Source organism: Micromonospora mangrovicola, from assembly GCF_047200535.1.
Classification (GTDB): domain Bacteria; phylum Actinomycetota; class Actinomycetes; order Mycobacteriales; family Micromonosporaceae; genus Micromonospora.
The window spans coordinates 1-11,960 of sequence record NZ_JBJZOG010000149.1; the positions used below are offsets into that span (position 1 = coordinate 1).

Annotated in this window: 13 protein-coding genes and 1 pseudogene; 10 read left to right on the top strand and 4 right to left on the bottom strand. The window is 68.4% G+C overall.

Annotated features, from left to right (window positions below):
* The first annotated feature begins 583 nt into the window (after window positions 1–583).
* Complete coding sequence (locus ACL02O_RS31830) at window positions 584–1,315, top strand: DUF998 domain-containing protein (protein ID WP_412821886.1); 732 nt, start codon at window positions 584–586, stop codon at window positions 1,313–1,315.
* Between the two features lie 174 nt (window positions 1,316–1,489).
* On the opposite strand, the gene ACL02O_RS31835 is transcribed toward ACL02O_RS31830, so the two are convergent.
* Both ACL02O_RS31835 and ACL02O_RS31840 read right to left on the bottom strand, forming a co-directional pair.
* Window positions 1,490–2,122 (bottom strand): tyrosine-type recombinase/integrase, encoded by a 633-nt coding sequence (locus ACL02O_RS31835; RefSeq protein ID WP_412821897.1) that lies wholly within the window; start codon window positions 2,120–2,122, stop codon window positions 1,490–1,492.
* Window positions 2,059–2,331: pseudogene (locus ACL02O_RS31840) on the bottom strand (hypothetical protein); the annotation flags it as partial. The pseudogene ACL02O_RS31840 and the gene ACL02O_RS31835, both read right to left, overlap by 64 nt.
* Before the next feature lie 173 nt (window positions 2,332–2,504).
* On the opposite strand from ACL02O_RS31840, the gene ACL02O_RS31845 reads away from it, so the two are divergent.
* Window positions 2,505–3,005 (top strand): nitroreductase/quinone reductase family protein, encoded by a 501-nt coding sequence (locus ACL02O_RS31845; protein ID WP_412821887.1) that lies wholly within the window; start codon window positions 2,505–2,507, stop codon window positions 3,003–3,005.
* 441 nt (window positions 3,006–3,446) lie between these two features.
* Here ACL02O_RS31845 and ACL02O_RS31850 read toward each other — a convergent pair whose 3' ends face one another.
* Complete coding sequence (locus tag ACL02O_RS31850; RefSeq protein ID WP_412821888.1) at window positions 3,447–4,016, bottom strand: DinB family protein; 570 nt, start codon at window positions 4,014–4,016, stop codon at window positions 3,447–3,449.
* Between the two features lie 95 nt (window positions 4,017–4,111).
* Between ACL02O_RS31850 and ACL02O_RS31855 the strand changes: the two genes are divergently transcribed.
* The 8 genes from ACL02O_RS31855 to ACL02O_RS31890 all read left to right on the top strand — a co-directional run bounded on the left by ACL02O_RS31855 (window position 4,112) and on the right by ACL02O_RS31890 (window position 11,508).
* Window positions 4,112–5,071 carry a helix-turn-helix transcriptional regulator gene (locus ACL02O_RS31855; RefSeq protein ID WP_412821889.1) on the top strand — a complete coding sequence of 320 codons (960 nt, stop codon included), beginning with the start codon at window positions 4,112–4,114 and terminating at the stop codon, window positions 5,069–5,071.
* Between the two features lie 221 nt (window positions 5,072–5,292).
* On the top strand, window positions 5,293–5,631 hold the full coding sequence (locus ACL02O_RS31860) for a hypothetical protein (protein WP_412821890.1): 339 nt from the start codon (window positions 5,293–5,295) through the stop codon (window positions 5,629–5,631).
* A gap of 230 nt (window positions 5,632–5,861) precedes the next feature.
* Window positions 5,862–6,917 (top strand): hypothetical protein, encoded by a 1,056-nt coding sequence (locus ACL02O_RS31865; RefSeq protein ID WP_412821891.1) that lies wholly within the window; start codon window positions 5,862–5,864, stop codon window positions 6,915–6,917.
* 204 nt (window positions 6,918–7,121) lie between these two features.
* Window positions 7,122–8,036, top strand: coding sequence for an aminoglycoside phosphotransferase family protein (locus ACL02O_RS31870; RefSeq protein ID WP_412821892.1), 915 nt, complete (start codon window positions 7,122–7,124; stop codon window positions 8,034–8,036).
* A gap of 334 nt (window positions 8,037–8,370) precedes the next feature.
* Window positions 8,371–9,168, top strand: coding sequence for a GNAT family N-acetyltransferase (locus ACL02O_RS31875; RefSeq protein ID WP_412821893.1), 798 nt, complete (start codon window positions 8,371–8,373; stop codon window positions 9,166–9,168).
* A 46-nt stretch (window positions 9,169–9,214) separates the two neighbouring features.
* Window positions 9,215–9,439: a translation initiation factor IF-1 gene (infA, locus tag ACL02O_RS31880; RefSeq protein WP_088994205.1), complete on the top strand. Its 225-nt coding sequence runs from the start codon at window positions 9,215–9,217 to the stop codon at window positions 9,437–9,439.
* A gap of 206 nt (window positions 9,440–9,645) precedes the next feature.
* Complete coding sequence (locus tag ACL02O_RS31885) at window positions 9,646–10,008, top strand: VOC family protein (protein ID WP_412821894.1); 363 nt, start codon at window positions 9,646–9,648, stop codon at window positions 10,006–10,008.
* Window positions 10,009–10,344: 336 nt separating this feature from the next.
* Window positions 10,345–11,508, top strand: coding sequence for an IS110 family RNA-guided transposase (locus ACL02O_RS31890; protein ID WP_412821895.1), 1,164 nt, complete (start codon window positions 10,345–10,347; stop codon window positions 11,506–11,508).
* Between the two features lie 50 nt (window positions 11,509–11,558).
* Here ACL02O_RS31890 and ACL02O_RS31895 read toward each other — a convergent pair.
* Window positions 11,559–11,960: hypothetical protein (locus ACL02O_RS31895; RefSeq protein ID WP_412821896.1), on the bottom strand; the 402-nt coding region annotated here is incomplete at its 5' end.

The window sequence follows — 11,960 nt, forward strand, 5'->3', positions numbered from 1 at the left end:
CCGAACGCTGAACGGTGACCCCAGGTGTGGCGGAACGGTGGCAACGCCTCGAGGCGGGATGCAATCTTCTCGACCCGACCGGATGACAACCAGGCCAGCTTAGAGTAACGCTACGTAGCGATCGGATCGCGGCATGGCCGGATGCCGACGGTGTGTTGCGCTTTCGCCGGGCTGCCGGGCGGGTCGAGCGCTCTGCGCCGTCAGCGGGGGGAGGTTCGTGGCGCCCGGTGTTGAGGTGACCGAGGTCGGTCCTGCTGCCCGGCACCGTGGTCGAGTCCAGCGTGGGGGTTTGCTGGGCTGTTGTGGACGTCCGCGCCCGCATCGGCGGTGGCGTCCTGCTCGGCGGCGCTGCCGACCGCGGGAGTGCATCGGGGATTTGGTGCTGGTCGACGCCGGACAAGCGGGTACCGGACCGTGTTGTGTGATCCTTGAAAGCCGGTTCGGCGGAGGCTGAGTCGTCGGCCACCTGGTCCGACCGTAACCGGGCCTCGGGACCTTCGCCTCTGACGGGCGCAGTCGGCGTTGGCGACGGTGGTGACAGCGGGTACCGCCCTGGGCATCAGGATTTGGGCAGGAGGTTCCGATGTCGGTGAACGTTGCATCAGGCGGCGCGCTGTCCCTGCGACGGGAGCCGGGTGGCCGCTCCGGCCCCGGTGCCGCCGCCACGGCGCGGCGGCGGATAGCCGCAGGTGTCCTCGCGGGTCTCTGTCTGTCCGCGGCCGCTCTTGCCGCGGCCCCGTCGCTCATGCCTACCTCCTACTCGTGGGTCGCCCAAACCACGAGCGAATCGGCGGCGCAGGGGGTTGACGGGGCGTGGCTGGCCCGGTTGGGCTTCCTGCTCTTCGGCCTGTCCGTGACGGCGCTGGCGTTCGTCGCCGCCGGCCGCTGGGGACGCTGGTCAGCGGCGCTACACTACGGCTTCGGCGCGTTCATGGCGGCGGCTGCGGCGTTCTCCACCCGGCCGTGGACCGGCGCGGGGTACAACCCCACCGAAGACGCACTCCATTCGGTGTCGGCGACGGCCGTCGGGGTCGCGTTCGCGGCGGGGGTCGTGACGGCGGCGATCCACCGCCGTGCCCGCAGGCCCGGCGGGCAGACCGCGCTCGACATCGTCGCTGTTGCGGCGTCGGTGGTCGTACCGCTCGGCATGTCCGCCCTGCCAGACGTCGACGGGGCGCTGCAGCGCACCATGTTCGCCGTCGCCTACGGCTGGTACGCCCTCGCCGCGCTCGCCATCCTCCGTGATGGAAGTGTGGTCCTTGGAACTGGTCGCCAGCTTGCTGATCAAGGTGCTCGGGATACTCCCGGGCAATGACAGCGGGTGAGTCATCAGCCCGCCAAGCTCGGAGAGATTTAGCTGGGCGTTCCTCATGATCGACACTGGCGGCATCCCTCATCGGCAAAGCAGCGAGCGCTTGCTACGTCCCGGAGGCCATGTACCCGGGCCAGAATGTAGTTGGGGTGCCGGTCGAGGTTCTTGCGGGCCCGGTCATAGCGCATCGTGGTCGGCGTGACGGGCGGCGATCTGCACGTCGCGCAGGCTGACGCCGGCGTCGAGCATCGTCGTCACGAACGTGTGCCGCAGCATGTGGGGATGCATCCTCGGCATCCGGATGCCCGCCGTGTCGGCGAGGTGCTTGAGCCGGCGGGTGGCGGCGTGCCGATCCATCCGCGCGCCGTAAGTGTCGCGCAGGACCGGCCCGCTGGTGCGCCCGTCGACGGCCCGGTCGATAGCTCGGGCCACCGCCGGCGGCAGCGGGACGAGGACGACCTTTGCCGCCCTTGCCGCGCGCGTAGGACCCGGTGGCCGTGTTCCTCGCCCAGGTCGGCGATGTTCGACCCGCAGGCTTCGAAGATCCGCAGCCCGAGCAGGTTCAGGAGGGCGATCAGGGCGAAGTCGTTTGGATTCGGAGACTGTCGGGCGGTGGTGATCAAGGCCTCGAACTGTAGGTGCCCCAGTCCGAGGGTCGGTGACTCGGCCGGCACGGTGGGCCGGCGGACGTAGTCGGCCGGCGAGTGCTCCAGGATGGCGTCGATGACGCAGACCCGGTAGAACCCGACCACGACCGACAGCCGGCGGGACACTGTCGAGGGCTGGTACCGGCGTACGTCCTGCAGCCAGCGGACGTACCGCTCGATGTCCACCCGCACCGCCGTCAGCGGGTCAAGGCCGTGTTCGGTGCACCAGCGGAGGAAAACGTGCAGGTCGGACTCGGTATGGACGCGTGTCTGGCCACGGTAGCGGCCCAAGAAGGCGGACACCGCGGCGCGCAGAACGAGTTGATCGGCAGACACGATACGGAAGCGGGAGCAGGAGAGGTAGTCATACATCACCGTGCGTCACCACCGGTGATGAACGCCAGCACGCCGGAAGCGGCAGTGAGCGGACGTTGACCGCTGCTTGATCGGGTGGGCAGGCCGGCTGTCAGCAGACCGTTCGGCGCTACCGGCCTGCCGCTGGCTGCCGATCGTTCGCGCGTGACAGCGGCCAATACGATGGAGGAGTGACCGAGTCGGACCTGCGCCCTGCCAAGAAGCCGTGGTTGCCGCCCCGTTGGTTCATTCGGCTGTTCTGGTCGGCTCATCGGGGCGTGTTCCGGCGTTCCGGCGGCCGGGTCGGACTGTCGCGTCCGCGCGGCAACCGGTACGGAATGCTGCGCCTGACCACCGTCGGGCGTCGCACCGGCCAGCAGCGCAGCGTGATCCTCGGGTACTTCGAGGACGGCGCGAATCTGGTCACGCTGGCCATGAACGGTTGGGGGGAGCCCGAGCCGGCCTGGTGGCTCAATCTGCAGGCGCACCCGGACGCCACCGTTGACCTGGTCGACGGGCCGCGGCCGGTGCGTGGTCATGCTGCGACAGGCGACGAACGATCGCGGCTGTGGGCCCGCTGGCGTGAGATCGACAAGAACCTGGATGGCTACGCTGCACGGCGGTCATCCGAAACTGCGGTGGTGGTTTTGGTGCCCCGGCCCGGCACCTCTGAGGCGTCGCGAGGCACCTGATCGGCTGGCTTTGCTGGATGGCTGATCAATCACCTGTTCATGGACTGCGACTGTCGAGCCGAGGTCGACCGTAACGCCGGGAAGCGAGCTGGTTGCGGCAATAGCGGGCGTTGATGCAGCACCTGATTCGAGTAGGTTAGCCAGGGTTGTGGGCTGCGGTGTCGTGCAGGTGGTGTCGGGTAGCACCAGCCATAGCCGGGGCGAGGCGAAGGTCAGATCGAGTCTGTAGCGGGTGCAGGGCGGTGGGTTCGACGACATGGAGGTGGCCGACCGGGTTCGGCTAAGGCGTTGACCCGGCCGGCGACGGCGTTGACTTCCTGCTGCGGCTCGGGGCGCGGGAAGGATGCACCCCTTCGAGGGGGCGCTGTTGGTGGAGGCGCCCCGCGTCCTCGTACTGGTGGTGTGGGGGCGCGGCGTAATGCGCCCCCACCATGCCACGGTTTAGCCCATGCTCTTGGCGCCGTCCAGGGACTCGCGGATGATGTCGGCGTGGCCGGCGTGCTGCGCGGTCTCGGCGATGATGTGCATCAGCACCCGGCGGGCCGACCACCGCCCGCCGGGCTCGAACCACGGGGCCTTCGGTAGCGGCTGGGTGGCGTCCAGGTCAGGCAGGGTGGCGACCATCTCATCGGTCCGGCGGGCCACCTCGGCGTAGTCGGTCAGCACCCCGGCCAATGTCTCGCCGGTTAGCAGCCGGAACTCGTCGGCCCGTCGGGCCCAGTCGGCCTCAGTCATGGTGGTGAAATCGCCCATCGCCGACCGGCCATCCAAAATGAAGTCCACCCAGCTTCGCTCGACCACGGTGACGTGCTTGATCAAGCCGCCCAGGCACAGCTCGCTGACGGTACTGCGCCGCCCGGCCTGCTCGTCGGTGAGGTCGCGGGTGGTGAAGCGCAGGAAGTGCCGCTGTTTGGCCAGCATCGCCAGCAGGTCGACGCGCTCCCCAGTGGCGGCCGGCGCATCGGCTAGGTCGTGGGTGGTCCGTCCATCGGCGGTTGTGGTCTCGCTCATGGTCTCCAGTTCCTTGTCCCGTTCCCGTCGGTCAGGACCCACGCTAGGCCGCCCTGCGGACACTTCCTGACCTGAATAGCGCAAGAATCAACGACATGGCGAACACCAGCACCCGGACCCTGCGGCTGCTGTCCCTGCTGCAGACCCATCGGTACTGGCCGGGCACCCAGCTGGCTGAGCGACTGGGGGTCTCGGTCCGCACCCTGCGCCGGGACATCGATCGGCTGCGCGAGCTTGGCTATCCGGTCGAGGCGCGGCGCGGCATGGATGGCGGCTATCAGCTCACCGCGGGCGCGGCACTGCCGCCGCTAGTGGTCGACGACGAGGAGGCGGTCGCCCTAGCCGTGGGGCTGCAGGCCGCCGCGCACAGCGCGGTGGAGGGCCTCGCCGAGTCCTCGGTGCGGATGCTGGCCAAGGTGGTGCAGGTGATGCCGGCCCGGCTACGGCGCCAGGTCGAGGCGCTGCGCGCGATGACCCTGCCCGCCGGCTGGGACAGCCCGACCCGGCCAGGCGTCGACCCGGGCGTGCTCACCGTGGTCGCGCTGGCATGCCGGGACAGTGAACACCTCCGCTTCTCCTACACCGCTGCCGACGGCCAGCACACCGAGCGGCACGTCGAGCCGCATCGGCTGGTCTCCCTCGGCCGCCGCTGGTACCTGGTCGCCTACGACCTCACCCGGCACCACTGGCGCAGCTTCCGAATCGACCGCCTCACCGCGCCACACGGCACCGGCTCCCGGTTTCGGCCCCGCGACCTGCCCGCCGCCGACGCCGCCGAGTTCGTCCGCACCAGCCTCGGCAACCTGCCCCGCCCGTACCGGGTGGAGGCCTTGGTCGACGCCCCGGCCGCAGCCGTGCGCGAGCGGATCGGCCGGTGGGGCACAGTCGAGGAGCTCGACGCCGAGCACTGCCGAGTGCGGATGACCGCCGACTCCCTGGACTGGCCGACCATGGCACTGGGCGCGCTCGGCGCCGACTTCCGCGTCCTCGACCCGCCCGAACTGCTCGAGCAGATCCACAACTGGGGCGCCCGATTCAACCGGGCTAGGGCGTGATCCGCCCTCCACGGTCGACGCGCTCGCGGCATGACAGCCCCATCCGCTCATCGGCAAGACCAAGCATCCTCTTGATCAACCGACCGTGACGCTGCGTGACACTCGCTCAGCGGCATGAGCGGGCGTCGGTGTTCTTGGGCGATGCTGCTACCTCATCTCCGCGAGGAGTTGGCGAGGAACGGCCCTGGCGAATCAAGCTAACGAGGTGCCATGATCGATCCGTGTCGCTGTGGGAGGCCATCTGGCGCCTCGGGGTACCGCTGATCGTCGTCGGCGCCGCGGTCGCTGTTACCGTCGCCTTCTCCGAGCCGCCACGCAAGTTCTCCCGGCCACGCGGCTCGCAGTGGGCGTGGGCGGGGCTGTGGCTGATGACGGCCGGTGATGCGGCGTTTGGCAACGACAGATCGTCGTTCGAACGCGCCTGGAAGGGCACCACCGCGCTGCTCGTTGCCGTGGCCGTCATAGTCGCTGCATGGCGCCATCACCGATGGCGAAATCGTGTCCGGCTTGCGGACGGCTCGCCTCCGCTCGTCGCTCGGCCACGTCGGTCGGACTCGTAGCCTTCGGCGCAACTGGCTGCTGGCAGCTACGGCACGCGCAGACGGCCGGCAGAGCCGGGCAGGCAATCGCGACAGCAGACATCCGCTCATCGGCTGCCCCGACCCGTCACTCAACGTGACGCACCATCGGCGACGTGTGCGGATGCCCGGTACGGGATGATCCGGGAGATTGATCGCCGGGAGGCCGGCCGCTGATTGCGCTGCGCCCGGTACTTCGCCACGCTTGCCGGGTGGCCGATCTTGACTTCTTCGTCGACGTGGTGGTCAGCGGCGCGGTGCTGGGCGTGGGCCTGACGGATCCACCGGACGACGTAGCCCGCACGCTGGGTGGTGACTTCGCAGAGGACCGAAACCGCGCCGCGATGCGGCGTGACTACGGCCTGGTGGAGTTCTTGTGGGCGCGGCGGCCCGGATCCGACTCCTGGCAGGCGACCGGCTTCACCGTGCAGACGCATCGCCTGGCGAGCATCACGGTCACGGAGGCACTCGTGCATCGGTACGGGCCGTTCGGCCGACACCTGCGGTTCACGCAGCTGAACGCCGAATTGGACCGCCTCGGCTACCACCTGCAGGAGATCACTGACCAGGCCGATGCGGATTGTCGGCGGTACTGGCTCGCCGAGTCGCGGACCTCCCTCCTCGTCGCCACCGCCAGATATCAGGAGATGGTCGATGCCGGTGATGTCTGGTCGATCAGCGCACCCCATCCGCCCGAGCTTGTCGCTGCGGGGAGACTCGGCGGGCGGCGCCAGGCCGTCAAGGACGGGTTGGTCCACCTGCTCCAGCTCGATGAGCACCAGCGCCGGCAGTGGCTGGACCGCCGCCAGCCGGCACCGCACGAGCGAGCCAACTGGTGGCTTTACCTGCTGCTGGTCATCGATCAGCAGGTGGGTAACCAGTCGGGCCGGCGGGCGGACTGGATGGAACTGAAGCTCTGGCTGCTGCGGCAGGGACAGGTTCGGGCTGTGTTCACCGGAGCCGAGAGCGCCGAGAAGCTGGCGTACTTCGCGGCGGACATGCGGCGCGCGGGGGTCGAGTTGGCGATGCTGCCGTCGGCTGACGACATCGTCCGGGCCTGCCTGGACGCCCTCCCAGTCGGTCTGACCGAGGTAACCGTGCTCGATGACCGGCGCGACCTCAGCGGCCTTGACCGCACGCACATCCGTCACTCTCGGCAGGCGAAGAATCTGGTCAGCGCAGCCCAGTGGCACCTGGACGGAGTCCAGGATGCGCGCCTCGCCGCCCAGCTGTGCGAGTGGATCGATATCAAGCCGCGCCTCGTGTAACCGCCGGCCTCATCCGAACCGGCAGACGCGCACGTTCACCTCGGCCGATGCACGCTCATCGGCTTCCGGTCTTCGTACCGACCGGTCGGCGGCATGAGCGGGCGGCGGACCAGCCGAAGCGCGATACCAACCAGTGTGAGCAGTAGTTGACGGCGATCCGCTGCCGGGTGAACAGGCAGCCCTGCGGGACTACAGTTGCTCCACATGACCCACGCCGAGATCGAGATCACCGCGGAGATGGTCCGGGATCTGGTGCGCGACCAGCACCCCGATCTCGCCGATCGCCCGGTCTGGCTAGGCGCGCGTGGGTGGGACAACCAACTGTGGCGGCTCGGTGACGACCTCGCCATCCGGCTTCCCTGGGCGACCGGGTCCGCGGACGGGCTGCTGCGCAAGGAGCACGCCTGGCTGCCCACGCTTGCCCCGCGCCTTCCGCTGCCAATCCCCGTCCCGCAGCGACTCGGCGAGCCCTCTGAACGGTTCCCTCGGCCCTGGCTCATCACCACCTGGGTCCCGGGCACACCCGCCGACCGGATCCCCGTCACGCGAGCCTCCGACGCGGCCAAATCCTTGGCCACATTCCTGACGGCTCTTCACCAACCCGCCCCCAGAGGCGCGCCCGCCGGCCGGGACCGCGGCGGGCCACTGGCCGACCGAGCCGACCAGTTCGCCAACGGACTCACCTCCGCCACCGAGCGAGGACTGATCAACGACCCGGACGCCGTCCGCGCCGTCTGGCAAGACGCGGTCACCGCGCCTCAATGGACGGGCCTGGCGCTGTGGCTGCATGCCGACCTGCACCCGGCCAACGTCCTCACCGCCGACGGCACCATCTGCGGCGTGATCGACTTCGGCGACCTCTGCGCGGGCGATCCGGCATACGACCTCGCCGCCGTGTGGCTCCTGCTACCCGACGACACCACCAACCATTTCTACGCGGCCTACCAGCCGACCCCGGACACCGCCACTATGCGCCGCGCCCGCGGCTGGGCGATGGCACGCGCCCTCGGCGGCATCCTCATCGGCGACGCCGGCGTCCACGGCCGCCCCGGCGGCAAGCCCACCTGGGGCCCGCCCGCCCACGCCGCCGTGCAACGCCTCATCGCCACAATCCACTGACCCGGCGATCGCCACTGCGTCCCACAGTCGGCGTGATCAACCATCCGGACATCGGCAGGGTCGGGCGCAGGACTTCCATGATCTCCATCACTCTGCGTAGCGCTCTGTCTGCGGCAAGAGAGTGCCCTGGTGAGCTCGGTTGGTCAGCGGTTAAGCAGTAGACGGGACACCGTACGCGCCGATAGCCTGACGTCCGGCCGTGGCATTGCGCGAGGAGGTGAGCACCGTGAACGTTGTATCGATGTGGGTGCTCCCCTCGTCGTCACGGTCTGGCGATTGATGCAGGTGTCGCCCGGGAGCGTCTGGACAAGGCACTCCCGAGAGGCGACACCCTATGGATTCTGCGCACCTGTTTAACGGCACCGGCGAGCATGCCGTTGCCACCACTCGGATTGCCGAGCGGCAATGGCACGCTCTGGAGGACGACCAGGTGGTCGGCCGCGGCGAGGTATCCCACCGTCCCGACGGGCGGCTCTTTCTCAGCATCGACGCATGGCACGAGGCGGTCTTCGACCGGCTCGCCGGCACCATGCTGGCGGACCTGCCGAGGCCGCTGTACACCGTCGTCGACGAGGCCGACCTCGACCTGATGCTCCAGTGGGAGCGAGCCGGCTTCGCACCCCGCCGCCGCGAGTGGGAGTACGTCGTGCCCACCGACCCGCGCATCACCGGACTCGGCTCGGCGCCACCCCCGCCGGGCGTGACAACGGTGGCCGTCGGCGAGGCCGAGGAGGGTCCGCTCCGCGCACTGGACCGCGTCATCCGGGACGAGATCGAAGCCACTGTCGGATGGCAGGAGATGCCGGCGGAAGTGTTGTCCGGTCCGGACGGCCCTCCCCGACCGGACCCGGCGAAGTACGCCGTGGCTGCACGGTCCGATCAATATGTGGGATTGGTACGCGTAGCGCCGCTTCCGCGGCAACCACGCATCGGTCTGATCGCGGTCCGGTCCGATCAGCGCCGCCGAGGTATCGCTCGGGCGTTACTGGCCGAGGTGCTGGGTTCGGCCCACCAGCGCGGGATCGCGACGGCGTCGGCGGACGTCAACCAGTCCAACGGCGCAGCGATCGCGCTGTTCGAAGGCGTCGGCGCCCGGCGTGCGGGCAGCAACCTGGAGTTGGTGCTCCGTTGACGTCCTCTCCTCGACCCAACCGTCCTCGAACGGAGTACTAGAAAACATGGGCAAAGCTAACGGCGGCATCCAACTCGAGGGCACCGTTCTCGAGTGTCTTCGCAACGCCACCTTCAGAGTGGAACTCCAGAACGGGCACAAGGTGCTGGCGCACATCAGCGGGAAGATCCGGAAGAACTACATCAAGATCCTGCCGTTTGACCGCGTGCTCGTGGAAATCAGCCCGTACGACCTCGACCGCGGCCGGATCCTTTTCCGCTATCGCAACTGACTACCGCATCCATCGCACCGGAACGTTCTCGGCAGGTAGGACAGGCGCCTCGCTGGGCTCACCGAGCAGACGACTCACCGACGGCCCTTTGCGCACGATCGGCGGCAGATCAGGATGCCGCGGCGCGTCATGGTCCGAGTGCTCCGCAGCGTCCGCACTGGCACCTCGTCAGCGGGGCCCACTACCCGCACGAGCAAGTACCTCGCGTGCCAAAATCCGGCATGACGATTCGCCGTGCAGTGCCCGACATCACAACCGCCGACCCAGTCGCGAGCAGCGACTTCTACCAGCTTCTGGGCTTCCGCGAGGAGATGAACCTCGGCTGGGTGGTCAACTTGGTCTCACCGTCCAACCCCACAGCCCAGGTCATCCTCATCACCAAAGATGCAGCGGCCTCCGTAAACCCCGACCTCAGCGTGGAGGTCGATGACGTCGACGCCGCCTACGAGGCGGTATGCGCGACAGGCGCAGAAATCGTGCACCCGATTACCGACGAGCAGTGGGGCGTCCGGCGCTTCTTCGTCCGCGACCCGGACGGCAAGGTGGTCAACGTCGTCAGCCACCGCTGACCGGCAGAAGGGCCAACGGCCTACCGTCCCGACAAGCCCCTCGAGTCTGGCGAGCTGGTGACTTGTGCGGAGCGCGACGTCTCCGCCGGTCAACGAGCGCCCTGAAAGCGGCTACTTATCTACTGGTGGTACGACCGCAGCCCGGCCAGGCTTGGTCGAGGTGACCGGCAGGGTCGCTCTTTCAGCGGCTGTCCACCGCGTTTTGGTGTGGCTCTCATCTGGCATGCGTCCTGCCGGTCACCGTGGCGCGGAGAGGCTCAAGAGGGGTCTGCCCAGCTCGAAGTAGCGCTGCCCTCCTCGCCGGATTCAGCCCCGGTCTGATCGAGGAGGACGAGCGTGGGACAGGTCATCATCGGTATGGAGCCGCATAAGCGGTCCGCGACCATCGAGATCATCAACGGCCGCGAGAAGGTCCTCGCGCAGGGCCGGTTCGGCACCGACCGCGACGGCTACCGGACGATGCTCAAGCTCGGCCGTCAGCACAAAGACCGGGTCTGGGCGGTGGAGGGCTGCAACGGCATCGGCCGGCACATCGCTCAACGGCTCGTCGCCGACGGCGAGACCGTGGTGGACGTGCCGGCGAAACTGTCCGCGCGGGCCCGCGTGTTCGACACCGGTCAGGGCCGTAAGACCGAACCGGTCGACGCCCACAGCGTCGCCGTCGCAGCCTTACGCAGCAAAGGTTTACGGCAGGTCACCGTCGACGACGTAACGGTTGCGTTGAGGCTGCTGGTCGACCGCCGCGACGGCCCCGGCCACGCCCGCACCGACCTGCTCAACCGCATCCACAAGCTGCTGCTGGAACTGCTGCCCGGTGGAGCGAAGAAGTTCCTGTCTGCCGCCCAGGCCCGGGCCCTGCTCAACACGATCCGGCCGCGTGATCTGGTCGGGCGCACCCGCCGCCGGCTCGCGTCCGAGTTGATCACCGAACTGGTCCAGGTCGACAAGAAGATCAAGGCCGCGGACAAGGAACTGACCGAGCTCGTCGACACCACCGGCAGCAGCCTGCAGGACCTCAACGGCATCGGCCCCTCCGGCGCCGCCCGTCTGATCGGTGACGTCGCGGACATCAGCCGCTTCACCACCCGCGGGCACTTCGCCTCCTGGAACGGCACCGCACCCCTGGACGCCTCATCCGGTGATCAGCAACGCCACCGCCTGTCCCGGGCCGGGAGCCGGCGCATCAACCGGGCCCTGCACATCATGGCCGTCGTCCAGCTACGCCACGACACCGAAGGTCGCGCCTACTACCGGCGCAAACTCGCCGCCGGCAAAACACCGATGGAGGCCATGCGCGCCCTCAAGCGACGGCTGTCCGACATCGTCTACAAGCAGATGATCAAAGACGCCAAAAAGGCCGGGACGGGCCCGGGAGGACACGTGGGGGCGACTCTTCAATCCAGCGCGGCCGATCCGATCCCCATGATCGACACTTCGGAGCAGTCACTTCCCGGACCCGCCGAGCCCCAGCCTAGAACACCACTTCTCGCCGCCTCTTGACACAGAGGGGTGCCAGATGTGTGTAACTCCGAACTCGCACGGGGACGGGCTCACTGGTCTCGCTCATCCAAGACGCGCTCCCACTCGCCGATCAAGCCGATCTCGAGCGACTCGTCCATGCGACCTTCTGCGACCGTGCCAATCGACTCCCCTGCGAAATCAACAACAGACGAGACATGGTGCGCGCCAGAGATCCGACAGATCCCGCCGAGAAGCTCCTTAACCTCATCCAAGTGGGCTCGGTCGATCGCGCGATCAATTTCCTCGTCCCACGGCGGCCGCGCTGTATAGATCGACAGCACGAACCCGAGCGAGCGACCATCACGAACATCTGATTCGTCGATTAGTTCAGGCGGCCCAAGGATCCAACGCCGACGGCTGGCCAACTGCTGAGACAACACTTGCATCGAGTTGGCGACTGAGGCGGGCACCGTTCCTTCAACCTTCGCAAC

Coding starts and splice junctions, on each gene's coding strand:
- ACL02O_RS31855 (WP_412821889.1), top strand. CDS start 4,112: ATGGCGAACACCAGCACCCGGACCCTGCGGCTGCTGTCCCTGCTGCAG.
- ACL02O_RS31870 (WP_412821892.1), top strand. CDS start 7,122: ATGACCCACGCCGAGATCGAGATCACCGCGGAGATGGTCCGGGATCTG.
- ACL02O_RS31875 (WP_412821893.1), top strand. CDS start 8,371: ATGGATTCTGCGCACCTGTTTAACGGCACCGGCGAGCATGCCGTTGCC.
- infA (WP_088994205.1), top strand. CDS start 9,215: ATGGGCAAAGCTAACGGCGGCATCCAACTCGAGGGCACCGTTCTCGAG.
- ACL02O_RS31850 (WP_412821888.1), bottom strand. CDS start 4,016: ATGAGCGAGACCACAACCGCCGATGGACGGACCACCCACGACCTAGCC.
- ACL02O_RS31830 (WP_412821886.1), top strand. CDS start 584: ATGTCGGTGAACGTTGCATCAGGCGGCGCGCTGTCCCTGCGACGGGAG.